Origin of the sequence: Paenibacillus kobensis NBRC 15729 (assembly GCF_004000825.1) — a bacterium.
In the GTDB taxonomy this organism is placed as follows: Bacteria; Bacillota; Bacilli; order Paenibacillales; family Paenibacillaceae; genus Paenibacillus_T; species Paenibacillus_T kobensis.
The window spans coordinates 1-24,371 of record NZ_BILZ01000068.1; the positions used below are offsets into that span (position 1 = coordinate 1).

The 24,371-nt window shown below is 54.9% G+C and carries 18 protein-coding genes; 4 read left to right on the top strand and 14 right to left on the bottom strand.

Annotated features, from left to right (window positions below):
• Positions 1–149: 149 nt before the first annotated feature.
• Together PKO01S_RS25150 and PKO01S_RS25155 are read right to left on the bottom strand one after the other, a co-directional pair.
• Complete coding sequence (locus PKO01S_RS25150; RefSeq protein ID WP_127534202.1) at positions 150–3,455, bottom strand: fibronectin type III domain-containing protein; 3,306 nt, start codon at positions 3,453–3,455, stop codon at positions 150–152.
• Positions 3,456–3,479: 24 nt separating this feature from the next.
• Positions 3,480–7,199 carry a fibronectin type III domain-containing protein gene (locus tag PKO01S_RS25155; protein ID WP_127534203.1) on the bottom strand — a complete coding sequence of 1,240 codons (3,720 nt, stop codon included), beginning with the start codon at positions 7,197–7,199 and terminating at the stop codon, positions 3,480–3,482.
• Between the two features lie 417 nt (positions 7,200–7,616).
• Here PKO01S_RS25155 and PKO01S_RS25160 point away from each other — a divergent pair, with 417 nt between their 5' ends.
• The gene (locus tag PKO01S_RS25160; protein WP_127534204.1) at positions 7,617–8,303 is read left to right on the top strand and encodes a response regulator transcription factor; all 687 of its coding nucleotides are present in this window, start codon (positions 7,617–7,619) and stop codon (positions 8,301–8,303) included.
• Positions 8,300–9,859, top strand: a complete 1,560-nt coding sequence (locus PKO01S_RS25165; protein WP_127534205.1) for a sensor histidine kinase — start codon at positions 8,300–8,302, stop codon at positions 9,857–9,859. Before PKO01S_RS25160 ends, PKO01S_RS25165 begins: the two co-directional genes overlap by 4 nt.
• Positions 9,860–9,939: 80 nt before the next feature.
• On the opposite strand, the gene PKO01S_RS25170 is transcribed toward PKO01S_RS25165, so the two are convergent.
• From PKO01S_RS25170 to PKO01S_RS25180, 3 genes are all read right to left on the bottom strand, one after another.
• On the bottom strand, positions 9,940–10,506 hold the full coding sequence (locus PKO01S_RS25170; protein WP_127534206.1) for a DUF1697 domain-containing protein: 567 nt from the start codon (positions 10,504–10,506) through the stop codon (positions 9,940–9,942).
• Between the two features lie 48 nt (positions 10,507–10,554).
• The gene (locus tag PKO01S_RS25175) at positions 10,555–11,391 is read right to left on the bottom strand and encodes a YEATS-associated helix-containing protein (protein WP_127534207.1); all 837 of its coding nucleotides are present in this window, start codon (positions 11,389–11,391) and stop codon (positions 10,555–10,557) included.
• 162 nt (positions 11,392–11,553) lie between these two features.
• The gene (locus PKO01S_RS25180; protein ID WP_127534208.1) at positions 11,554–12,504 is read right to left on the bottom strand and encodes a CapA family protein; all 951 of its coding nucleotides are present in this window, start codon (positions 12,502–12,504) and stop codon (positions 11,554–11,556) included.
• Positions 12,505–12,694: 190 nt separating this feature from the next.
• On the opposite strand from PKO01S_RS25180, the gene PKO01S_RS25185 reads away from it, so the two are divergent.
• Positions 12,695–13,195, top strand: coding sequence for a DinB family protein (locus tag PKO01S_RS25185; protein ID WP_127534209.1), 501 nt, complete (start codon positions 12,695–12,697; stop codon positions 13,193–13,195).
• A 92-nt stretch (positions 13,196–13,287) separates the two neighbouring features.
• Here the strand turns inward: PKO01S_RS25185 and PKO01S_RS25190 are convergent, their stop codons facing one another.
• The 7 genes from PKO01S_RS25190 to PKO01S_RS25220 form a co-directional block, all read right to left on the bottom strand.
• A complete protein-coding gene (locus PKO01S_RS25190) occupies positions 13,288–13,701 on the bottom strand; it encodes an NUDIX hydrolase (protein WP_127534210.1) in 414 nt (137 codons plus the stop codon).
• Between the two features lie 208 nt (positions 13,702–13,909).
• A complete protein-coding gene (gene ptsP, locus PKO01S_RS25195) occupies positions 13,910–15,652 on the bottom strand; it encodes a phosphoenolpyruvate--protein phosphotransferase (RefSeq protein ID WP_127534211.1) in 1,743 nt (580 codons plus the stop codon).
• 84 nt (positions 15,653–15,736) lie between these two features.
• Positions 15,737–16,006 carry an HPr family phosphocarrier protein gene (locus PKO01S_RS25200; RefSeq protein ID WP_246070732.1) on the bottom strand — a complete coding sequence of 90 codons (270 nt, stop codon included), beginning with the start codon at positions 16,004–16,006 and terminating at the stop codon, positions 15,737–15,739.
• 52 nt (positions 16,007–16,058) lie between these two features.
• Positions 16,059–17,504 (bottom strand): N-acetylglucosamine-specific PTS transporter subunit IIBC, encoded by a 1,446-nt coding sequence (gene nagE, locus PKO01S_RS25205; RefSeq protein ID WP_127534212.1) that lies wholly within the window; start codon positions 17,502–17,504, stop codon positions 16,059–16,061.
• Between the two features lie 32 nt (positions 17,505–17,536).
• Positions 17,537–18,034, bottom strand: a complete 498-nt coding sequence (locus PKO01S_RS25210) for a PTS sugar transporter subunit IIA (protein WP_127534213.1) — start codon at positions 18,032–18,034, stop codon at positions 17,537–17,539.
• Positions 18,035–18,090: 56 nt separating this feature from the next.
• The gene (locus PKO01S_RS25215) at positions 18,091–18,636 is read right to left on the bottom strand and encodes a PRD domain-containing protein (RefSeq protein WP_164779757.1); all 546 of its coding nucleotides are present in this window, start codon (positions 18,634–18,636) and stop codon (positions 18,091–18,093) included.
• Between the two features lie 267 nt (positions 18,637–18,903).
• Positions 18,904–19,953 carry a lactonase family protein gene (locus PKO01S_RS25220; protein WP_164779758.1) on the bottom strand — a complete coding sequence of 350 codons (1,050 nt, stop codon included), beginning with the start codon at positions 19,951–19,953 and terminating at the stop codon, positions 18,904–18,906.
• Positions 19,954–20,254: 301 nt separating this feature from the next.
• Here PKO01S_RS25220 and PKO01S_RS25225 point away from each other — a divergent pair, with 301 nt between their 5' ends.
• Positions 20,255–20,995: a CAP domain-containing protein gene (locus PKO01S_RS25225; protein ID WP_164779759.1), complete on the top strand. Its 741-nt coding sequence runs from the start codon at positions 20,255–20,257 to the stop codon at positions 20,993–20,995.
• 83 nt (positions 20,996–21,078) lie between these two features.
• Here PKO01S_RS25225 and PKO01S_RS25230 read toward each other — a convergent pair whose 3' ends face one another.
• Both PKO01S_RS25230 and PKO01S_RS25235 read right to left on the bottom strand, forming a co-directional pair.
• Complete coding sequence (locus tag PKO01S_RS25230) at positions 21,079–22,410, bottom strand: VOC family protein (protein WP_127534216.1); 1,332 nt, start codon at positions 22,408–22,410, stop codon at positions 21,079–21,081.
• 15 nt (positions 22,411–22,425) lie between these two features.
• Positions 22,426–24,198, bottom strand: coding sequence for an RNA polymerase sigma factor (locus tag PKO01S_RS25235; RefSeq protein WP_164779760.1), 1,773 nt, complete (start codon positions 24,196–24,198; stop codon positions 22,426–22,428).
• Positions 24,199–24,371 lie beyond the last annotated feature (173 nt).

Below are 24,371 nucleotides of genomic sequence, written 5' to 3' on the forward strand. Positions count from 1 at the left end.
CCGTAGAAGCGGCGGGAGCAGAGCCCCCGCCTATACCGTTCGCCCAGATGATCGACTGCGCGGCCATCGCCAGGGTCAGTGCGACCGCGATGATCGTATAACTCGTTTTCCACTTGCGTTTCATGTTGGACTCACCGCCATTTATTCTTTTATTCCACTGCGACATCGACTGCCGCCTGTCCGTTGATTGCCGACCTAAACGTAAGCGTCGCAACCTCACCGGACCACGATGTGCCAGGGACGATATTATGCTTGAGCTTGTATGTGATACGGCCCGGCTTATAGGTAACGTCGAGCGACGAGCCCGGTATCGTACCCGAAGCCATCAGATCGGCAGCCGGCGTGTATTGATACAGATCAACCGGCGTAATCTGGCTTGGATCGTACTCCACGACAAACGTCATCTCACTGAAATCCTGCACGTTGGACGCCAACAGCGACAGATCGAACGTCTCGCCCTTGCGGGCGGATACGTAATAGGTCGGACTTGTCGTGCTGCTCGTAATAGCCGAGCCCCAAGCCGTAACGCCTGTCTCGTTCTTGGCTCTTAACCGGTACGTGTGCGAAGTGCCCGGATCGAGGTTGTCATGGATGTACTGATCCGCCGTTCCCGCATCGACTGTTACGCCGTCGATTTCGAGATCATAGCCCGATGCGCCGTTGACTGCATCCCATCTAAGCTCGATCTGGTTCGTATCGGTGAATGCCTTCAATTCTTTCGGAGCATCTGGGGGATCTGGAAGAGTCGACAATGATAGCACCGCCACCCATCGGCCGCCGCTGCCGTCCTTCAGCCGGATTTTGTACGTATGGAATTCATTGGCCTTCAGCCCGCCATGGTGAAAAGTGGTGTTATCACCGTTATCGGACATGATGCCGTCCACTTCGATCTCATATTTCGCATTCTTAGCGATGGTATCCCACGACAACGTAATCGCCCGGTTCGTAACGATTGCCGCCATGTTCGTAATCGACCGGTTCTCGGACTCGCCGTCAGGGAAGGTCGATATCTTCACAGGCGCGGTCCATTCGCTGTAGCCGCTGACGTTATGCGCACGCAGCCTGTACGTATGCGCGCTGCCCGGCGCGAGTCCTGTGTGGACGTACTGGTTATCGGTCATGGTAATGATCGAACCGCCGTCCAATTCGATCTGGTAATCCTCCGCATGCGTGACCTGATACCAGGTAAGCGTGATGTCCGTTTCGTTCGCCATCGTCATAATGCTAGTCGGCTTGACCGGTTTATCCGGGTGTGTCGTCATCGTGAACGGTGCGCTCCAGCCGCTCTTCCCGCCGGAGTTGACTGACCGAACCCGATAAGTGTGCGTCGTAAGCGGCCGCAAGCCTTCATGCACATACGACAGCTCGCTGCCGTTATTAAAGATCAATCCATCGACTTCGATCTCATACCGGTCCGTCTCGGTTGCCTCATCCCAAGAAACCGTAATTTGGTTCATCAGCGGCTTGCCCTTGATTCCAACCGGTGCAAGCGGAGGGTACGGCAGCGTTCGAGTCTGCACCGGTGCGCTCCATTCGCCAATGCCGCCTGCGTTGATTGCCCTTACCCGGTACGTATGCTCCGTCTTCGCCAGCAGCCCTTTATGTGTATAAGAAGGGACCGCTCCGGCATGGTATACAATGCCGTCCGCTTCGACGTCATAGCTGTCCGCTAGTGCAACTGCATCCCACGTGACCGTTGCCTCTGTCTGAAGCGGCGCAATGCTCACGTTGGACGGCTTGGCCGGCGGGTCCAGCAGCGTGTAGACGACCGTTGGCTGGCTCCATTGGCTGCTTCCCCCTGCATTGTTCACTCTCACCCGGTACGTATGCTTCGTGTTCGGAGCCAAGCCGCTATGCGTATAAGCTGCGGAAGGTCCGTTGTTCACTACGGCGCCGTCAGCTTCGACCTCGTAAGACATTGCGCCAGGTATAGCAGCCCAGCTTAGCTTAATCGAGCGCTGCTCCGGCACGGCCGTCACCGTTGACGGCGGCTGCGCTAGCGTCCGAACGTTGATTGCGGCGCCGAAGGCCGTTTCCTTGCCGCTTGAATTACGTGCTTTGGCTTCGAACGTGTAGTCGGTATTCGCCGTCAGGCCGTTGACCGTCACTTTCTTGCCCGTTGGCGAGATCCAGGTCGGCGTCGAAGTCAGCAAACCAAGCTCGTTCACGTATAAATTTCCCGCTCTAAGCTGATAAGCAGTGCCCGCAGGATTCGCGTCGGCCAGCGATAACTCGGCGCTCGTAACGGACGAAGCGGTTCGGGAGAGTGCCGGCGCTTGCGCATCGGTTTGAACCGTTCTTGCAACTGTCCCGACATGACCGACCGCATCCTTCGCCTCGAAGCTGACAGGGTAAGATGAGTTCGGCGTCAAGCCGCCTGCCGTATACGACGTCAGGTTCGTCCATCCGGACGACGCTCCGCCGACCGTGAACCGGTAAGGCAATACGTTAAGGCCGGAGACGCCGTCTGTCGCAGTACCCGACAATTGGATCGTTGTCGCGGTAGCGGCAATCGCCGGCTCCGAAAGCGACGGCGCATTGTTATCTACGACGAACGACACGCTGTCTTGGACCGTCTCCGTGCTGCCGTCGTTAACCGTGTACCGCATCGAATGCGGCCCTTCATTCAAGGAGCCTACGCTCAGGGCATTGAAATTGACGATCTGAGCCGTTTTCGTATTCGTGGCGGTCCTCGTATCCCGCGGCCATGTTTCCCCGTCGATGTAATAACTTATCTGCAGCGTATCCGTATCCGGGTCTGTTACTTTAACCGAAGGGATAATCGTGTTGAGGTCACTCAACGTCTGTCCTGCTGCCGGTGATTGGATCTCCAGCGTTGGAGCTTGATGACCGATGATGCTCATCAGCTCTGTACTGAAATCACTGCTCAGGTCCAGAAAATACCCGCCAGTCTGGCTCGCGAAATTGAGTAATTGATCCTGACTATATGAATTACCTACACCAATCACCTTAATTTGTTTTTTCTGCAATGCTTGAATGATATCAGCATCTGAATTACGACCTTCTAAGCTAGTAAGGCCCTCGTCGCCAATCACAATCATATATTTCGAAGCATTATCATCATCAAAATCCTCGATCCCTCTAGCGATCCCGTCCAAGCCATGCGCCCACCATGGTATGGTGTCATTGGGAATATATCCAAGTCCCTGTCCAAACTCTCTCATATCGCTAGTCAGCCCGGCTGTCATTAAGCCTATGTTATAGTTGTAGGAAATGAGACCGAGCCTAAACGATAGGCCGCTTGTGGGAAGAAACGGATAGATAAATTCATTCACTTCGGCTTTTACTGCCCACATCGACGAGCCATGTATTATGGTCCCGTCGATCACAAACATAATATCCACCCGGCTATTCGCCGATGCCGTCGAAGGGCGCAGCATGAACGATGAGAAAATAATAGCTATACAAACAAGAACCGAAATCGCCCGTTTCAATGCATTCACTCCTTTATCGGCAACCTATTCCACGGTGTAAGTAACCTTCGTCGGATTGTTCGTTTTGGCCAGCAGACGAATGCCGTTGACGAACGTCTTGTACGGATTAATAACCGAGATTACAATTTCGCCCGGTTTAAACGATACGACCGTCATGCCCGACTTCGCGATCACTCCCGCCGACAGCTCAACGCCCGGCGTCACCGTGCTTAGATCGAGCACTTCCAGCGCATTAGGGTCATACGTCACCGTAATCGTCCGATCCATTACACCGTAGACTGCCGGTGGAGTAACGACGACGAAATTAAATATATTGTCTTTGCCTGGGTTGGCAACCATAGCAGATGCCGTCTTCTTCTCCACCGACATGGACCAAGGGCCGAATTGGCTGCCTCCTGATCTTGCACGGACCCGATAGGTGTGCAGCGTGTTCGGCTCAAGCGATTTATGGATATAACTATTGGTGGTTATACCCGTAACAATCTCTCCGTCAACTTCCAAATCATAGGCGTATCCTGACGCCGCCGTCCAAGTCAGTGTGATCGAATCCGATGTTGCCTTAACCGTCTTGAAGGTCAAAATATCCAACAATGTTGCTCCACCGATTAACGGACTCCATTCGCCGGCTTCCGAACCGCTTCGCGCCCGGACCCGATAGGTATGGCCGCTGTTCGGCGCAAGACCATCGTGCACAAACACGGTGTCCCCGCCTGTCGATTCGATCTTGCCGTCTGCCTCGATGTCGTAACTGTCCGCGCCTTCGACGGCTTCCCAACTAACCCATATGAACTGGCTGGATGCTATGACATCCTTGATGACAGGCACGCCCAGCATCGTCGTCCCTGTCACAGCCGGGCTCCATTGTCCCGTCAGGTTGCCGCTCTTAGCCCGTACACGATAGACATGCACCGAAGATGGCGTTAGGCCGGTATGCTCCCAGCTCGTTACGCCTGCGACCTCAACGACGACGCCATCTGCAGCGATCTCATATGATGCAGCCCCTGGAATAGGGTCCCAGCTTACGAGGATGGACGAGGCCGTCGTGGCAAGGCGAACGTTCCCTGCCTTCCCTAACTCTGTCACGGCCGTCACCGTAGCGCTCCACCTCCCCGTTCCGCCGCTGTTAATAGCCCGAACGCGATAGTGATGCTCCGAATTAGCCGCAAGTCCGGTATGCTCGAACGTCAACTCCAGACCTGTGCTTCGGATGACGCCATCTGCTTCAACCTCATAACCCGACGCTCCCGGTACGGGGTCCCATGACAAGGTTACTGTCGTTCCGGATGGTACTGTGCGCAGATTGACCGGCACATCCGACAATGTCGTCTTCATCAATAACGCGCTCCAGCTTCCGATGACGCTGCCGTTCTTGGCCCGGACTCGATAGGAATGGTCCGTATTGGAAGCAAGTCCTTGCGCTGTATACGTCGTGCTCGTCCCGTTATCGCTCACAACGCCGTCTGCTTCGATATCATATCCCGTTGCGCCTGGAACAGAGCTCCAGCTTACTTCAATGCTGCTTGTATCGACGACGGCTTGAAGCCCCCCCGGCACCGAAGGAAGCGTCGTCACCTTGACGATGTCGCTCCACAGACTCGTTCCTTCGTCGTTGCCCGCGCGAACCCGATAGCTGTGCTCCGTATTCGGCAATAGATTCCCGTGCATATACGAGCTTGCCGTTACCCGCTCTACCGTGCCGTCGATCTCCAGTTCGTACCACTTAGCGCCGGATACCGGATCCCATGCAATGGATACAGAGGTATCAGTCGCTCTGGCTTCGAGTGCGCCTGGCACGCCTGGAAGGGTCGCCATGGCAACGACCTCACTCCATTTGCCCGGGCCGCTGCCGTTGACCGCCCGGACGCGGAACGACCGCTGCAGGTTCGGATTAAGATTCGACTCGGTATAAGTGACGGCTGCTCCGTTATCGATAATGGAGTTGTCCGCTTCGATCTCGTAAGACACCGCGCCACGGACCGGATCCCATTCCAGCACGATCGAATCGCTCGTCGACCGCAGACTTATCGGGCCGGGAACGCCGGGAAGCGTCCATACTTCGTTCAGATCGGACCATTCGCCGTGCAGCGCCCCGCTGTTCGCGCGAACCCGGTACCGATGGACCGTTCCGGACTCCAACGGACCGTGAATGTATTCCGTTAGCGTGCCAAGCAGAATAATATCCCCATCAACTTCCAGCTCATAACCGTTCGCATTAAACGCTTCCGTCCAGTCCAAAGTCATGTCAGAGTCGGAAGGCGTTGCCGTCAAGGACGGCTGAACAAAAGGAAGCAGTTGCGGCGACGGCACTGTCTCTTCCTTGATCGCCGAGCTGGCCCAAGTCAGATTCGCTCTCGGCTGATTGCCGCTTCCGGTATACTCCATTCGAATGTTGTAACGTTTGCCGCCCTCCAGATCGACCCGGCCCTCTTGCCGAATGTCGCCCGACGCGTTCCAGTTATCGATCAGCTTCACCCCGTCGATCCACAACCGGACGCCGCCACGAACCGATGCAGCGAACGTATACGTACCCAAGCTGTATACTTCAACTTGACCGCTCCAGCGAACCGAATATCCGCCGTCCGTCAAGCCTGCCGAGACGACCGGGAATTTATTCTTTAGATCGATGTTCGGATCCAACACCGTTGTTATATTTCCGCTCAAATCACGTTCTTCAAAATATTCGGCCTTTAATCCCGACAACGAGTATTTAAGCTTCGTGCGGCCCAAGCCGCCGGCTCCCGTTCGAACCATTGGTTTAGAGTTGGACGTCAAATTTCCACCCATCGCCCATACGCCGCCGGTCTGGATATTCAGATGATTGTTGACATGAACGTCGCCCTGAATAAACAAATCTCCATCCGAAATCCGAATATTGGCCGTTTCGTTATTCGATACAAGATCCCCAACGAGCATTTCCTCGCGGATCGTCATATCGACCTTCGTATTAATGTGCAGACTGTTCTCCACGATCAACCGGCCCGCCGATACATTCAACTGGCCGTTGTTAAACGTTAAGCTGCCCGCAGCCAAATCGCCGTCTACTTGGACGACCGAATCGTTATTAAGATGGAACGCTCCCGTAACTCTCAGGTCGGATCGAACCGGGACCCCTGGCTTATTCGGGCTGCGTACGATTATTTCCGCTCCCTGGTTGGCATTCACCCCGCCGTTAACGATCAGCGTGCCGTAGACGGTCAGCGTTAGCTTCCGGTTCGTGTTAATTCCGCTCGTCTCAACAACGACGGGCTTATCGGGAGAACCGAACGTAACCGAATTATCCAAGTTCAAATGACCGGCCTTTACATACGTGGTCGATGCTTTGCTTGCTTGGATCGCATTCGCGATTCCCGCCGCATCGCAGCCGCTGCAATCGACGGCATCGTGACGGTAAGCCTGCCACTGCAGTTCCAGCGCAGCCAGCTCCGATTGCATGTAGCGCTTTATTTCCGTCCCTAATCCGGGAAGCGGAATGCTTGGGATCGCTTGATGTTCATTATTCTGCGTTCCCGATAGCAGGACATGATTGCCCGCCAACTGATTCTGCTCCGAAGGGAGACTGATAACTGGCGGACTCGGAATGCGCGGAGCAAGCGATCCGGTTATTGACTGTCCAGCGGAACGGCTTCCCGCACTGCTATTGTCCGTTGGACCGGCCGCGTAAGCGGCATCGATCCCCGGTAAAACAAGCAGAAACGAGAGCATCAAACTTATCAGCCGGACATGCCCCCTAAAACCTCTCTTCATTCGTTGACCCTCTCCTGTCCACAAGTCGGTATTGCATGACGATCGATTGTATTTTCTTCCCGTACAGAGGTCTTTGCCGCGTAGCCCAGTAGCACTACTCACGCCTCTTCCCGTTCGAAAACGTTGGTCTTATCGACCGTATGCAAGCCGAATGACCCATGACTAATTCCATTCGACATTAAAGTTTCATTCTATGTAAAGGAAATATTTCCTCTTAAATTTCGATCGTATATTACTTCTTTCGTCAAAATAGTACAAAAGTCATAGTTTTGTGCTACACAACATTCCTCCCCCGAGTATCGATCACTCCGCATTCAGCAAAGCTTCAGCCTGTGCCTGGCCGATAAAGGCTATAATAGGGCTATAGAATGAATCGCAGCCGTTCATGACGCACTGCGTTGATTTGGAGGAACAGCGATGAAACCGATCCCCGGTATCAAAATATTGCTCGTCGACGACGAGCCGCACATTGTGCAATTTCTTGAAATAGGATTAACGAATGAGGGCTTCGAGGTACGGACCGCTCCCGACGGCATGACGGCTATTAACGTGGCGCAGCAGTTCGCTCCGCATGTCGTCATTCTCGACGTCATGATGCCGGGCATGGACGGCTTCGAAACGTGCCGGATGCTGAAGAAGAGCGGCAGCGAAATGGCCGTTATTATGCTGACTGCCAAGGACGAGGTCGACGACCGAGTGAAGGGCCTGACGCTCGGCGCCGACGATTATCTCGTGAAGCCGTTCAGCTTCGAAGAGCTGCTCGCCCGCATCCGCGCAAGGCTGCGCAACCAGTTCCCGATGCTGTTCGGCGAAGTGACGGCCGGCCCGTTCCGCGTCGATGACCGCCGCAAGGAAATATCGTACGAGGGCGCTCCGCTGGAGCTGTCTCCGACCGAGTACGAGCTGCTGAAATATATGATCACCAACCACGGTATCGTGCTGAGCAAATCGACGATTCTGGACAAGGTGTGGGGATACGATTTCGGCGGGGAAGAAAATATTGTCGAGGTGTACGTCCGCTCTCTTCGAGACAAGCTGAAAGATAAGGAGCACCGGTTGATCCGGACGCTGCGCGGCGCCGGATACCGAATCGATCTGCCATGACCGCGGCATCCTTCATGCAGAAGCTGAAGCTGTCGCCCCGCTCCCTCCGGTCGCAATTGCTTGCCAGATCGCTTCTTATTCTGGCTGCCTTGCTCTTGCTGATCGGCGCGTTGCAATATGTCATCATGAGGGATTTCTTATACCGAAACCAGGCGGAGTCGATGATGTCGGAGCTTCGCAATTTGCCGCACGAGCTGTTCGACGGCGGCGGCCCTTTCGGAGGATATCAGAAGCCTTATCCCAAAGAGGACCATACGGGCGGCGGGTCGAACGCGGCAGACAAAGACAAAACTTCCTCCGACAACGGCATGAACGGAGAATACGGCGGAAGACGCCCTGACAGCCCGTTCCTGTTCATGCTCGATAAATCGCTGGCCATCATTGATGTGGACGGAACATTCATCAACGTGTCAGCGGATACGGGTGTCACGCCGCCGCAGCTGACCGGCGCTGAATATGACCAGATCCGTTCGAAGTCCGCTCCGCGTAATGCTGTCCATTATCAAGTCGCGGTCGCAAGCGACGGAACGGAGCAGCTGCTCGTATTCCTTACATTGAATCCGGGCAGCGGCCAGATCATTCAGCTCGGGCAGACGACTAAACCGCTTACGGATCTGCTTATGCGTCAGCTGCTCATTTTTGCTGCCTTATCCATTCTCGCGCTCGCAGGCGGGCTTCTGCTCTATCTCCCTATTCTAAGAAGGACGCTTCGTCCGTTGAACCGGATGGTCGAGACCGTCGAGAGAATCGACGCAGGCAGCTTGAACGAACGGTCGCCATCCGGACAGGGACAGCTCGAAATCGACCGTCTCGCCGATTCGTTCAACGGCATGCTCGAACGGTTGGAGCGGTCATTCCAGACGGAACGGGAAGCTAAGGAACAGATGCGACGCTTTATCGCTGACGCTTCGCATGAGCTGCGCACGCCGCTGACCTCGATCCACGGTTTTATCGAAGTGCTGCTGCGCGGAGCGGCGGAACGGAAGGAACAGCTGTATATGGCGCTGAACAGCATGCATGGCGAGTCGACGCGAATCAAGAAGCTAGTCGAAGACTTGCTTACGCTCGCGAAGCTGGACCGCGCGCCGCAGCTTCATCTGTCGACGGCCCGCTTGGATCTGCTGATGGCCGAGATGGAGCCGCACATGCATATGCTCGCAGAGCAAAGGCTTGTCCGCTTCGAAGTGAAGCCTAACGTTCAAGCCGTCTGCGACACGGATAAAATCAAACAGGTTATCCTAAATCTGTTCCATAATGCGGTGCAGCATACCGATTCGCAGAATGGCGAAATCGAGGTATCCCTATATTCCGCAGATCATCACGCTGTAATCTCGATTCGCGATAACGGCGGCGGCATCGCGGCAGACCATCTGCTGCACGTATTCGACCGATTCTACCGCAGCGACGTGTCGCGTACCCGCAAGCATGGCGGCGCAGGTCTCGGCTTGTCCATCTCGCAGTCGATCATCGAAGCGCACGGCGGTACCATCTCCGTCGACAGCACGGTCGGCACTGGCTCATCGTTCACGTTCACACTGCCGACGCACGACAAATAGAATCCAAGTTCCGACTGGCCGCGTTCGCATCAAAAAAGCCGAGCAGATTTCCGTCTGCCCGGCTTCTTCCTATTCCAGTTCTACGCTTCTTCCATGGCATTCGCCAGCGCAACCAGTTTGTTCATCGTATTCCGGTTACGTACGGTCGCCGGTACTTTCAGCTTCATGAGCTGGGTTGCGAGCTTCGAGTCGGCAATGCTCTGATGGACGAGCAAATAAATTTCCCGGCCAATGATCCGGTACTGTTCCGCCTCATTGCTGTACGGGCTGAGCGCCGCGTCCTGCTCAGGTCCCGGCGCCTCCAGCAGCATCGCTACATATTCGCTGACTGCGTCAGACGCCGCATCTGCTTCTCCGATTGCTTCCTCCGAATAAGGGAAGCCCGCCGCGATTTGCCGCAGCTCGTCCGCTGTCCGCAAGACGACGTACAGCTTGATGCCGAACTTTTCTTCAATCATTTGCTCCAGACGGGACCGCAGCACTTCCTCCGCCGCTTCCTCCGTTTCGAACAAAACATTGCCGCTCTGGATATACGTCTGAACCCGGCGCAAGCCGATGGCTTCGCATGCCTTCCTCAGATCAGCCATCTTAATCTTATTGTTCCCGCCCACATTAATGCCGCGCAGCAATGCAATATAGACTGTCATGGTTGTGCTAGTCCCTCCCTGGCTTATTTCGAATAGGCATAATTCATTCTAACTGCAGTGCTGCTTGCCTTCCGACGTAATATGAAACCTTAATCCTTTGGCTTGAAGCGTCTGCTCGACCAGCTTCTGGCCGATCAGTTGGCGAAGCACTTCCGTCACTTCAGCCGAATCCAGCCCGCAGTCTTCGGCGATGCCTTCGGTTGTCCGGAATATGTACCTCGAACCGGCGAGCGCCTGCAGCACACTATTCTGGTTAGAGGGAAGCGGATTCGGACTGGCTGACAACAGCCGCATCCCGGCAGGCTCCGATTCAGGCATAGCTTCCGCTTGCGGCGCTGGCTTCTCGTCTTCGGTCATACTTTCTTTCACGGCTTTCATTTCGCTGTTCAAGTTCTGATTCGCCTGCTTCAAGCTTTCGGTCTCTTCCTTCAAGGAAAGAAACGCTTTGTTCGATATCGCTTGTATAAACTTCTTGGACGAAATAGCGGCGACTAAGCAATAGCTGATGTACAGCATCAAGTTGTTGAAATTTTCCGTTACGTCCGCATTTGCACTCCCGACGTCCGCCGAACCGGTTGTAGCCGCTGTAACCGCCGACGGCCCTTGGGCAAAAATTTGGTCCATAATGTCATAGTTAATCATTCTAAAAAAGAGCGGAAGCAGAAAAACGGCTGCAACTCCGAACACCATCGATTTGTACAGTTCGACATCCCGGAAGAACGATGAGATGCCGGCCATTTCAGCTGCTGCCTGTCCAGCTCCCTGCTGTCCGCCCGGCGTATTCGGTGTTCCGCTGACATTGACGGGCACGAGCAAATGGCTGACGCCGCCTCCGATGACACCCGTTACAACCATAATCACGACTAGAGTCGCTACATTCAGCACCAATCGTCCCTCCTGATTTTCAAGTCATCTTTTACTTCCAATCTCTAGGCGACACTGTGCTGTATGACCATTTTGTACCATGAACAGAATGCCGTCAACCGTTGATATGCAGCAGCAAAAAACGCTCCCGCCAGTTCAACTGACGGAAGCGTTTCTCGTCCATTAGCCGCGCACAACCCGATAGACCGCTCTCCCGTTCGCGCTGCTGCGCTTCACCCTCGTATGGATGCGGGAGATGCTCGTAATGTCGGTCTTGCCGCCGCTGTCTTTCGTCACTTTCATACGTAAAATAAGGCTTCGCACCGTGTGCTCGTTATTATACAGCTTCGTCGATATAAAATTGCCCAGCGAGTACGCCGCCACCCGATGCTTGACGAGGCCGTTCGCATCCTTCACTTTGCCGAATGTAATCGGCTGCAGGACATGCGGGTGGGCGCCGATTACCGCATTAACGCCGTACCGGAACAACGCCTGTACGATTCTGCGCTGCTTCGCATTCGGCGTCCTCTTATACTCCACGCCGAAATGAAGGCAAGCGATAATGATGTCCGCCCGCTTTTTCAGCGCTCTGACATCGGCGGCAATCCGCGGCAGACGGATTTTATTCACGAGAAACGGCTGCGCCACCGGGTTTCGGTTCGTCCCGGTCGTGTAGGATAGAATGCCGACCTTGATCCCCTTTACATTAATAACCGTATAACGCCGGGACTCCGCCAACGTACGGGACGTTCCCGTATGGCGAAGTCCGTGCTGGTCCAGTATTCGAAGCGTCCTCTTCAAGCCCGCAGAGCCGCGGTCGACGCAGTGGTTGTTCGCCGTTGTCAGCAGACCGAAGCCGAGCCGCTTCAGCGTGCCGGCGAATTGATCGGGGCAATTGAATGACGGCCAGCCGGTATGCGCTTTGCGCAGCTCATATTTGCCGGACGGCCCCGGAGGCCCGGAGAATGTCGTCTCCAGATTGCCAATCGTCAGATCAGGACTGCGAAGATCGGATTTGACGCCAGCGAACAGCGGATCAAAATGATAGCCTTTCGAGCCTGCGCGGCGGGCCGACGCGATAATCGGGCCTTTCATCAACAGATCGCCTATCGCGGCAATCGTGATCGTTGCCAAGGGATCGCCTCCTGCAAGTGAAATGCTATACAGTATTCGCGGTGCAGCCGGCATGCGTAGGCGATGCAGACGCCTAGCGCCCGCCTTAGGCTCACAAATATTTTGTTTATCCGACAGCGAATACTGACATACGGTTGTCCAAGGCATCTACTATACTAACTACTGTAACCATTCAGAGGAGGCGGTCATTTTGTTCCGAACCATTGATAGTTTTATCGAAGAATATACGCATGAATCGAATATCACCTTCCAACTGCTTCAAGCGTTAACGGATGAGACGCTCCAACAGAGCGTAAACGAAGACTATCGTACGATCAGCCGACTGGCCTGGCATCTTGTTCCGACGAACGTCGGCTTGTTAGAACCAATAGGACTGCAGTTCAAATCTCCGGCCATCGGCAGCGAACCTCCTTCAACAGCTCCCGCCATCGCCAAGAGCTACCGTGAAGCTACGAACAAGCTTCTGGACGCAATCCGCATCCAGTGGACGGATGCCGATCTGCAGCAAACCGCTAACGTATACGGATTCGAGTGGCAGCACGGCTATACGCTCTACGTATTCTTGAAGCACGAGATTCATCACCGCGGCCAGCTTACCGTCCTCATGCGCCAAGCCGGTCTGCCGCTCGTAAGCGTCTACGGACCGACCAAGGAGCAGTGGGCAAACTTCGGCATGGCGGCGCCGGTGTAAAAGAAGAAGGGGATGCCCGCACTGCGTGGAGCATCCCCTTTCATTTTAGCGAAAACCAACAATTACCTAATGGCCATCTGCTGAGCGGGGCTTTAGTCCAATGCCCTCTGTTCGATATACCGCAACAAGAACTCCTTATCCTCGGGAAAGGAAAAATGCAGTTCATTCAGCTGTGCAGCAGTTTTCCACGCAATTTCATAAATGAGTCCATCAGGGTCATGAAGAGTGGGTTGACCGCCTACAATTGCAATTTCGAAATATTTCACATGATATTTTACTGGTCCAAAAGCCCCCGCCTTATCTTTTATTACCTGGATAATTTCACAACGATAGCCTGTCTCCTCATACACTTCCCTAATACAGCATTCTTCTAGGGTTTCATCTTGTTCTTTCCCGCCAGATGGCACCGACCATCGTTTCTCTTCTTCTGGTTTACCTTGAAGTACCATGAGAACTTGATTGTCAGAATTGACGCAAATAGCTGCTGCCCCGATCCACTTGCTTATCGGAATCCCCTCCTAACGCTTGTCTGACTCCTGCCTACATATTAGAAGCATCCTGTCCGTTATTCTTCGATGGGGTATTCTCATATTCCTTGCTCTCTTACGTTTAGCTCTCCATCACGTTTACGGCATGCTTCCCAAAAAGAAAAGAAGCTGCCCCTAATGGGACAACTTCTTGAAGAGCTACACTTGATCAACCCGCTTGCCTAATCTAATGCCCAGCCGCTTCCGGCACGTTCGCTTCGATGTAGCGGCGCACCTCGGACGCATCGTCCAGCTCCAGCACCGCTTCCGCTACCAAAGCGAGACGCTCCTTGCTCAGCTTCGCGAGCAGCCAGCGGGCCTGAGCGACCGAGCCTGCACTCATGCTGAACTCATCGAGTCCCATGCCGAGAAGAATCGGCAGCGCCAGCGGCTGGCCCGCCATCTCGCCGCACATGCCGGCCCACTTGCCTTCGGCATGCGCCGCCCGGATGACGCGGTCGATCAGCCGAAGCACCGGCGGATGAAGCGGATCGGTCAGCTTCCGCAGCTTCGGATTCATCCGGTCCGCCGCCATCGTATATTGCACGAGATCGTTCGTACCGATGCTGAAGAAGTCGACTTCCTTGGCGAAGCGATCCGCCATCATCGCGGCAGCCGGAATTTCGATCATAATGCCGACCTCAATCTGATTGTTGAAAGGAACGCCCTCCGACGCCAATTCCGCTTTCGACTCTTCGACCAACGCCTTCGCCTGTCTCCATTCGCTAAGCGTGGCAATCATCGGGAACATAATCTTCATCCCGCCTCCGTAGGCGCTAGCGCGAAGAATGGCCCGCAGCTGCGTCTTGAACAAGTCCGTCCGGTCCAGACAAATCCGGATAGCCCGATAGCCGAGAAACGGGTTGTCCTCTTTCTCCAGCTGCAAGGACGCGAGCTCCTTGTCTCCGCCGATGTCCATCGTCCGAATGACGACCGGAGCTCCGTCGCCGAACGCCTCGGCAACGGCACGGTACGCTTCGAACTGATCCTCTTCGTTAGGCAGCTGTTCGCGGCCCATATACAGAAACTCCGTCCGGAACAGGCCAATCCCTTCGGCGCCAAGCTCCTTCGCCGCCTTCGCATCGGCAACCGACCCGATATTGGCGACCAGCTCCACCGTTACACCGTCCGCGCTGGCCGAAGGCGCAAAGCGGAACGCCTCATGCTCCGTTTTGCGAAGCTCATCCGCTTCATGCTTCCCGCGAAAATCGCGCAGCACGCTCTCGCTCGGCTCAACGATAATCTCGCCGCTCGTACCGTCAATGGCGACGAGCTGGCCGTCTTCAATATCCGTAAGGGCTACGCCTGCGCCGACGATCGCCGGAATGCCGACCGAACGGGCAATAATCGCTGAATGCGACGTGCTGCCGCCGGCCATCGTCACGAAGCCGCCCACAACGCTCACGTCGAGCTGGGCAGTATCGGAAGGGGACAGATCTTCGGCGATCAGAATCCGCTTCATTCCGTCTTCACCTACGGTTATGCCCTCGTCCGTCTCGCCGCGAAGAGTTCGAATGACTCGGCGGCTTATGTCATAAATGTCGGCTGCCCGCTCCCGCAAATACGGATCGTCGAGCGAGGCGATGACCGCCGCCACTTCGTCAGCCGACGATGCCATCGCTGCTTCTGCGCTGAAGTATTCCGTCGTGATCTTGTCGCGCGCCGCGCCGACGAGCTCCTCATCCTCCAGCAGCATAAGATGCGCTTCGAATATCTCTGCCTCATGCTCCCGGCCTTCGCCCGCCAGCTTCTCCCGAATCGACTCCAGCGCCGCGAGCGACCGGCTCACCGCTTCATCCAGCCGTGCCGACTCCGCTTCTGCCTGTGCAGGATCGATCTGACCTGTATCCTCCTGCGGATGCTCGCTCCGAATCCAGTAAGCGCGCCCCCAAGCGATGCCGGAGGACGCTCCGATGCCGTATATTTGCATAGCGTAAAGCTCCTTTCTCTTGCACAAAAGGCAGCAGCAGCGCTATATAATAGCCGCTGCCGCCTTTTTATAGAAATATATTCGTTAGTGGCTTTCCGTCGCCGTCAACACGGCACCGACTGCGTCAACCGCCGCTTCTGCATCGTCGCCCTCTGCGATGACCGTCACTTGATCGCCTTGCTTGCCGCCAAGCGACAGGACTTTCACAAGACTTTTCGCGCTGAACCGGCTGCCGCCTTCCTTCTCTAGAAACACATCGAACGGGAACGGCTTTGCCGCCTCGACGATTTTGCGCGCTGGACGGGCATGAATGCCGGTCGGATTAGCGATTTCGAACGTTTTTTGCATTTGCATTTTTACAACCTCCAGTATATACATGCTGCTGTACAACTGCCGTGCCGAGTTATTACAGCTTCGTCTTAATTTGATCCTTCAGCTTCTCAGCTTGCGTGCCGAAGATTGCCTGCACGCTGCCTTTGCCCAGCCGGATGACGCCAGCAGCGCCCAGCTTCTTCAAAGCGTTGTCGTCTACCGCCTTATCGTCGTTAACGACCAGACGAAGCCGCGTGATGCAGGCATCGATGCTCTTGATGTTGGACGAGCCGCCAAGCGCCGTCAGAACGAGACCCGCCTTGTCGTCCATCGACACCGGCGCAGCTGATTCCACTGTCTCGGTAACCTCTTCCTTCTCGCGGCCTGGCGTGCTCAAATTAAATTTCACGATAATGAAACGGAACAAGAAGTAATACACGACTGCAAAAGCAAGACCGATCGGAATGAGCAGCAGCGGCTTCTGCGCGAGCGGATAGTTGATCACATAGTCAAGGAAGCCCGCCGAGAACGTAAAGCCGTGATGAATGCCGAGCTCGGTCACGATGAAACCGCTCAAACCAGTGAGCAGCGCATGCACGACATACAGTACTGGCGCCAAGAACATGAAAGCGAATTCGAGTGGCTCTGTAATGCCGCAGATGAACGACGTGAGCGCTGCGCCGACGAAGATCGAGGACACCGCTTTGCGGCGTTCCGGACGCGCCGTATGAATAATAGCCAGTGCTACTGCCGGCATCGCGAACATCATGATCGGGAAGAAGCCGGTCATGAACAGCCCCGCGCTTGGATCGCCAGCGAAGAAGCGGTTCAAGTCGCCGTGAACGACTTTGCCTGCGGCATCGGTGAAATCGCCGATCTGGAACCACGAAATGGTGTTAATAACTTGATGCAAGCCGAAAGGAATAAGCAACCGGTTCGCGGTCATGAAGATAAATGCGCCAATACCGCCAAGTTCGACCGTCCAACGGCCGAATTCGTCGAGCGCCACTTGAACCGGACCCCAGATGATGCCGAATACGATACCGACGATAACCATGACAAGCGACGTAATAATAGGGACGAAACGCTTGCCGGAGAAGAAGCCCAGCCAATCGACCAGCTTGATGTCATGGTACCGTTTATACATGTAGGATGCGACCAGACCAGACAGAATGCCGCCGAGTACGCCCATGTTCAGCGTCATTCCCTCTTTGACAAGATCCGGGAACACGGTCGGGATTTTACTAAGCACTTGCGTAAGTACGTAATAGGCGATGACGGCTGCCAGCGTAGCCACCGCGTCGCCCGCCATGCCGATCGAGATGCCGATGGCGAACAGAATCGGCAGATTGTCGAAGATGGCGCCGCCGCCAGCGGCGAGGAACGGAGCGATATAATGGTTCAGCCACTCGCCAAAGCTACCGAGATGGAAGTCTTTCACATAGTCAATAGCACCGAAACGAAGCATAAGGCCTGCCGCCGGCAAAGCCGCGATAGGCAGCTGCAGAGAACGGCCGATTTTTTGAAGGAATGCGAGCATTGCGATCATACTCTCCTTTGACGTCGATTAGATTATTTGATTTGCACTTGCAAAACCGCTGGTTGTCCCGCTTTAACATCGCCATAAGCGCATGTTACGCTTTCAGCCGGATGCTCTTCGCTAACGACGAGAAACGGCGTAATAAGCGGATAACCTGCCGCCCGGATGCGGTCGGCATCGAACTCGATCAGCGTCTGGCCTTGCTTCACGGCGTCGCCTGTCTTGACCAGCGCTTTGAATCCTTCGCCCTTCAACTGCACCGTGTTAATGCCGACATGGATTAGCACCTGCAAACCGGCTGCATTCTCCACGATTACAGCGTGATGCGTGTCGATCAGATGGCTGACCGTTCCGTCGAACGGAGCGATTACAACGCCTTCCGTCGGCTCGATCGCGCCTCCCGCTCCCATGTAGCCTTGAGCGAACGCTTCGTCGGGCACTTCGCTAAGCGGAACCAGCTTGCCTGTCAGCGGCGAAGCGGCATCTATTGTTTTGGTCTTAGACGCTCCGCCGAAAATTTTATTAAACATTTTCTCTTCACTCCTTGCTTGTTATGCAGTATGGCTGTATGGCCTTAGGACTGTGATCAATTGCGCGGCTCTGCCGACACCGGTCCTTCCGCGGAGCGGACGTGCAGCGTCAGAAAGCCGACTTCGTCAACCGGAACTTGAATCCCGAACTTGGCTGCGATAAGAGCTGCCGCTTCCTCGGCGATCTCATACTCAACCGGATAATCGCGCTTCGTTTCCATCAGGAACGGATAACGGATGTCCATACCTTTGCGAAGACGGTATACGGCAAATTGTATATGGTTCGGCAGTGCGAAATAAACTTTCGGATGAATCGGCATGCCGATTCGTTCCTTGATTCTGTCGATGACTTGCTCGGCAATCTGCAGGCAATCAGGATCGACTTCGTCGACCAAATCCCGGAACTGCTGCAGCGGCACCTCATCGTCCAGCCGGTATCTTTTCTCAATTCGTTCATCGCTCTTATCGAGGTATTGACCAGGCTTCGCATTAAATCCAATTCCTTTGCCGAACAACACGTATTCTTTGCCGTTATCCGGACTAACGGTAAGCACGACGTTATTGCCGACAACGCGTTCGATTTGCAGACGGCCCTTATTCAATGCTGCATCCCTTCCTTCAATGTTAAAGTTCCCGAAAACTTTGAATCTAGACCGCTCCCGGGCAAGGATGACAACAAAAAGAGCCGGAAGAAACGGACGGTTCCCGATATCAATCGAGAATGTCCGTTTCCTCCGGCTCATGCCCAGCTTAAGCTAGTAACACGCCGAATGAAACAACTCAAATATAGGTGATGTAACCGTTTCCGTCAAGGGTGAAATTTTAGGCAGCACTCCGAAAGAGACAAGGAAAATTTTCCCCCTGCCTGTTTAACGGGGACGAATGCACACGGGCTTCGCCATCTCAACATAGTGGTCTGTCAGTGCCGGATAACCGTCCTCGCCGATCGAGAGAACTGCGATCCGGTCCGACTCTTGATTCGCGGCAAGCAGCCAACGGCCGCCAGACACGAGCAGGAAGTGGCGCGGCGCATGACCGCCCGACGGCGTATGCCCGATTAGTTCCAACAAGCCGTCCTCGCCTGCGCGGAACGATACGATGCTGTCGTGGCCGCGGTTCGAGCCATACACATAGCGCCCGTCTTCGGATACGGCGATTTCTGCACAAGTGTTGGACCCTGTGAACTCGGGCGGCAGCGTTGGCAACGTCTGAAGATGAGTCAAGCTTCCCGCCGACTTGTCCAGCGCGAATACAGAAACCGCATTCGTCAGCTCCTCAATGACATAGATGAACGGCTTCGCCGGATGAAAGGCGAGATGGCGCGGGCCCGCTCCCGGCGCTGCTTTCGTCTCCTGCTGCAGCGCAAGCTTGCCATGTTCCCGGTCCAGCCGGTATGTATAGACCGTATCCGTGCCCAGATCGTTCACAAGATACAGATCGGTATCCGGAACCGGGTAAATCGAATGCGGATGCGAGCACTCCTGGCGTTCCGCATTCACGCTGCTTCCTTCATGCTTAATCGTGTCTGATACCGGGCCGATCGATCCATCGTTCGCAATCGGGTAGACGCATACCGGTCCGCCGCCGTAATTAACGAGAAGCAGCCATTTCCCAGAAGCATCGATCGTCAGATGGCACGGATAATCCCCGTTGGACGGCTGTCTGTTCAACTCTGCAAGCCCTTCGCTCTCTCTGCGGAACGCGACAACAGCGCTTTCGCCTAACGACGTTTCGCTTACCGCAAACAGTCTGTCCGTCTCCTTCTCATACGCAAGAAACGACGGATTGTCAACGCCTGCCAGCCCTTCAACCGAACGCAGAACACCCGTTGACGCATCGAACGCGAGCGAACGAATGCCCTCGTTGTCCGCTGTATTATAAGAACCTGCCCACAATGGAATAATGTTCGAATTCTTCATGATAATGCCCTCTTCCCTACAGTCGTTTTCTGCCAGCATACTTGCGCGTTCCGGTGAAGTCAACATGCAAGTCATCGCGGAGTTCAACGTGAAGGTCAATAATGAAGATCAACATGAAGGTCCATAGGTCAGATGAGGTCAACATGAAGATTAGCAAGAAGTCCAAATGAACGAAATGAAGCTCAGCATCCAACTGCCAACTGCCATTGCGGCCCTTCAAATACAGCATCATGCAGCATAGCGGCCGGCATTGCAGGAGAAAGTATTCGTATCACATCAGAAAAGAGGTGCTGTCATCAGCATGAAGAAATATGTGGCCGCCGCTGTCGTTCTATCCGCTCTGTTAACAGGTTGCGGAGCCGGGGATCATGGCACTAAGCAGATGAAGTATGGAAAAATTTCTGCAAAATCGACCAAAAATTCTTACACGGCGCAATCATATCCTAACGCGAATCAGCGCTGGATCGTCATCGGCGGCAACGGCGGCAATTTCAACTGGGACAATATTAAGTTGCCTGCCGGATTCCAAGTCTATCCGCAATACCCGTCGAATCCATCAAATCCGTCTTATCCGACGACGCCGGCCCAGCCAACGACACCGGCAAAGCCCGCAACTCCTCCTACAACGCCAACAGGCGGCGGCGGTACAAGCGGAGGCGGCACGACAGGAACGGCTTCTACTCAAGCGAAGCAGGTGCTCGACCTTGTGAACGCGCAGCGTAAAAACAACGGCCTTGGCGCACTGACGCTCGATAGCGCGCTGTCGAACATGGCGCTTGTGAAAGCTAAAGATATGATCAATAACAATTATTTCGATCACAACTCGCCGACATATGGATCGCCGTTCGACATGATGAAGCAGTTCGGCATTTCGTACCGCTCGGCCGGCGAGAATATCGCCAAAGGCCAGACGACCGCGCAGCAAGTTATGAACGACTGGATGAACAGCGCCGGCCACCGCGCGAACATTCTCAACAGCAGCTATACGAAGCTTGGCGTCGGCTTCTACAACAACGCATGGGTGCAGGAGTTTACCGGTTAACGAACAGCAGCACGAGAGCTGGGGATTACAATATAGAAAGGAGGACGGCAAGTTGCCGCCCTCCTTTTGCTTTTACTTACTTGTTATATAGAGAACACATTGATTTGATTCCCGTCTGGATCAAAGCAATGATAGGTGTTATTCGACAAGCCGTGAATCGATACACCAGCGCGGCGCAGCCGCTCGAAGGAATCGACGAACCGTCTCGGCTCGACGTAGAAATACATACGTGCCGCATTGCCGGCATTCGGCTTCTCGCCCATCGGTTCTTGCTGCTGCTCTAACCACAACACGCCTTCTGCAGCCTCATTGAAGCGCCAGTAGCCATCAAGCAGGAGAGCGCGCTCCTTCTGCGATCTCTTATTCGGCTTCAACTGCAAGCACATCTTATACCAATCGGCGGAAACCTTCAGATCGTTTACCTTCACCGTCGGCATCATACAGCCTGCGATGCCTGAGGTCGTCGGATCGAGCCTAGCATCCTGCACCGCCGTGAGCCGATTGCCGTACGGATCGAAGAAATCGAACCGTTCCGTCCCGTTCTCGCCTGTCGTTATTTTGCCCGTTCGGATACCCCGTTCAATGAACGCGTGGCGGGTCGCCCGCAGATGGCCCGTGCCCAGATTGAACCGGATGCCGTCACTGCTGCCATGCTCGAACCGAAAATGCTCATGCCCTTTTAGCACGGAGACAATGCCGATCGTCCCTTGGCTTCCTCTGAACTCGACTAACGCGCCGCGAAATCCCGGATAGATTGGACTTACCATCGAGTTCGGCTGAACAACCATCCGCAGGTTGCGGCAGTACCAGTCGACCGCTTCGCCGTGCTTCTCATCCGGCACGAAGATCATGCATTCATCCAGCTCGTAGCGCATCGGAATCGGCTTAGGCGGAGCTGGCTTCGTCTCTTCTCCCGAAACTTTGAACGAGGCGACGGTCACCTTGCTGCGGAACGCCGGTCCGATTCCGGCCTGTCCTTTGACCCGCGCGAATTTGCCCTCTACCCGCAGCCGCTCCTCGCCGTTCACGCGAACGGCCATATAATCCGGATCGACGACCCACTCGAAATGAACCCATTCGCCTACAGGTACGCGGCCTGTCCCTTCAGAATGGCACGTCTTCCCTTTGGCTGGCTCATTCGCGCGCAGCGAGTCGAAATCCCGCTCCCAGTTAAAAATAAGCTTCGCTTTCCCATACATGAATCGGATATTATGCGTATCAGTGCGCGCTACCGCCTCTAAGCGGAATGGCACCTTGTATGCTTTCGGCGTTACGATATAGACATTGTCCAGCTTCTCGCCGGAATCGAGCGTATAGCCTTCCTCGTTCTTCTGCGCCATCCAGTGGCCCGATGCCATTACTTCAAGAACTTCTTGATTCATTACATGTGATGATGTCATTGCGGTCGTATTCATCGTATTCTAATCCCCTCACATATAGTAAGCTCTTGGCGGATTGTCAACGATCGGCGTGACATGTGCGCGGGAGGACAGCCGTTCCAGCTCGGCCGCCAGCTTCTCCAACGTCTCGACGCCTTGCGTCTCGGCCTGCTTGATCTGCTCGAGAAGCTGGAGAGCAGCCGCTGTATTGGCCGGCTCGCGCGGCTCCCCTCCTGACGGAGCAGGGAACCGCCGTACCATCTGCTCAAGCCCTTCAACTGCGCTAGCGTAATGGCCGGACGCTTCCTCGAGCATTCTGATCACGACAGTCCGTTCCTCCGATTGTGTACGCGCGTTCCATTCGCAGATCAATTCATGCAGGAACGCTGCAGCATGTCTCCGATTCTCAAGCACCACGCTAACGGTGTACGCGTGGCCCAGCGGCTCAATCGCCCGCTTGCGGAATACGTCCATCCACGTGTCGTATGCGGCCAAACCGTTCACATATCCGGTGAACGTCGCATCGCCGCCCCGGGCGTGACGGCTGACCATCGTGCATAGCCGCCATAAGGCATCCGATTGGCCGATCGGCCGGTCCCCATGATAGCCGAGCACAAACAGCGAGCTCGTCTGCAAACGGCCTAAACGGTCGTACGGTACTTGCTCCGACGACACGGAATCCATCGCTTCGAACAGCTGGCGCCGGTCATCGTATCCGTAGATTAATCCGAATTCCGAACGGATAAGCTCCCATACCATCGCCGGTATGCCTCGGTCGACCGACTGCTGAACGAGCGCGACTGCCTCGGTCATCAGCTTCGGATCAGGCGGATCGAAATCGAACGCCTCGACGTAACGAGCTTCGATGCCTAGATTGCGCATGCCGTTCGTTATGTAATAATTACGGTCGATCATATTCACGCTGGACATATCGACTCTTGTCTTCTCGATGTTGAGCAGAAACGCTCCCAGTAAGAACCCGTTCGTATAAGGCAGCGTCCTTCCCGGATACCGCGCCCTTACGAACCGGTGCAGCATCTCAGTACCGGTCTCCGTCGCCCCGCCCGCTATAGCAAGTGCATCCGGATCCAGTCTCGCTTGCGTCATGCAACCCTCCTCCCTCCGCTGCCGAATGTGCGCCCGCACGAGAAAATGAACACGCTCCTCCTGCACTTTATGTCTGGAACGGGACAAGATCTGATACACGTTCCCCGTGCTTAAGCCGAACAGTTCGGCAATTTCTTGAGGCGAGCATTGCTCGAAGAAGTGGGATTCGAACACTTTGCGCTCCTTTGGCGTCAGACAGCGCAGCAACTGCCGCACCATGCTGTACCATTCGGAGCGCTCCAACTGCAGCTGCGGATCTCCATTGGCCTGCGATCCATTCGCTGTCGGTGCAGGGGAACGGGACATCAAATAATCCATAATGCTGTCCAGATCGTACGGATCGAGCGGCTTGCCTTGAACGGACGGCAACTGGCAGGCTGTAAGCGGCATTTCCTTCGCGTAAGGCCCGCCCCGCCGCATCCGCATGAGCGCCTGGTTACGGACGATGCCCTTCAGCCAGCCGAGAAACCGGGCGTCACCCGACAGTTGGCTAAGTCCCATGAAAGCCCGAATAAGAGCCTCCTGCACAATGTCCTCCGACAAGTGCGGATCTTTCGAAATACGCGACGCCCAAGAGAAAGCTTTCATCCGATGCCGTCTGACCAGCTCATCGAACGCCCCCCGCTCCCCTGCCCTCGCCTTCATGACCAACTGTTCATCCGTATGAGCATCGATCGGTTGAACCGGCTGCTGCTGCCTGACCCTCGGATCGTTCATCTTCCTGCACCTCTCCTGCGCAAATATCGTCTCTATATGTAAGTTGCCAGGGCATTTCGATTTCTGACAAAATCGCAAAAAGTTTATCGACATAAAAGTTAATTCTATTATATCGATTTGGTTATTATTGGGGTATACATGTGTTGTAGCTCCGGCGGCGCGATAGCGACACA

Coding starts and splice junctions, on each gene's coding strand:
- PKO01S_RS25155 (WP_127534203.1), bottom strand. CDS start 7,199: ATGAAGAGAGGTTTTAGGGGGCATGTCCGGCTGATAAGTTTGATGCTC.
- PKO01S_RS25160 (WP_127534204.1), top strand. CDS start 7,617: ATGAAACCGATCCCCGGTATCAAAATATTGCTCGTCGACGACGAGCCG.
- PKO01S_RS25165 (WP_127534205.1), top strand. CDS start 8,300: ATGACCGCGGCATCCTTCATGCAGAAGCTGAAGCTGTCGCCCCGCTCC.
- PKO01S_RS25170 (WP_127534206.1), bottom strand. CDS start 10,506: ATGACAGTCTATATTGCATTGCTGCGCGGCATTAATGTGGGCGGGAAC.
- ptsP (WP_127534211.1), bottom strand. CDS start 15,652: ATGCAAATATACGGCATCGGAGCGTCCTCCGGCATCGCTTGGGGGCGC.
- PKO01S_RS25200 (WP_246070732.1), bottom strand. CDS start 16,006: ATGCAAATGCAAAAAACGTTCGAAATCGCTAATCCGACCGGCATTCAT.
- nagE (WP_127534212.1), bottom strand. CDS start 17,504: ATGCTCGCATTCCTTCAAAAAATCGGCCGTTCTCTGCAGCTGCCTATC.
- PKO01S_RS25210 (WP_127534213.1), bottom strand. CDS start 18,034: ATGTTTAATAAAATTTTCGGCGGAGCGTCTAAGACCAAAACAATAGAT.
- PKO01S_RS25220 (WP_164779758.1), bottom strand. CDS start 19,953: ATGAAGAATTCGAACATTATTCCATTGTGGGCAGGTTCTTATAATACA.
- PKO01S_RS25225 (WP_164779759.1), top strand. CDS start 20,255: ATGAAGAAATATGTGGCCGCCGCTGTCGTTCTATCCGCTCTGTTAACA.
- PKO01S_RS25230 (WP_127534216.1), bottom strand. CDS start 22,410: ATGAATACGACCGCAATGACATCATCACATGTAATGAATCAAGAAGTT.
- PKO01S_RS25235 (WP_164779760.1), bottom strand. CDS start 24,198: ATGAACGATCCGAGGGTCAGGCAGCAGCAGCCGGTTCAACCGATCGAT.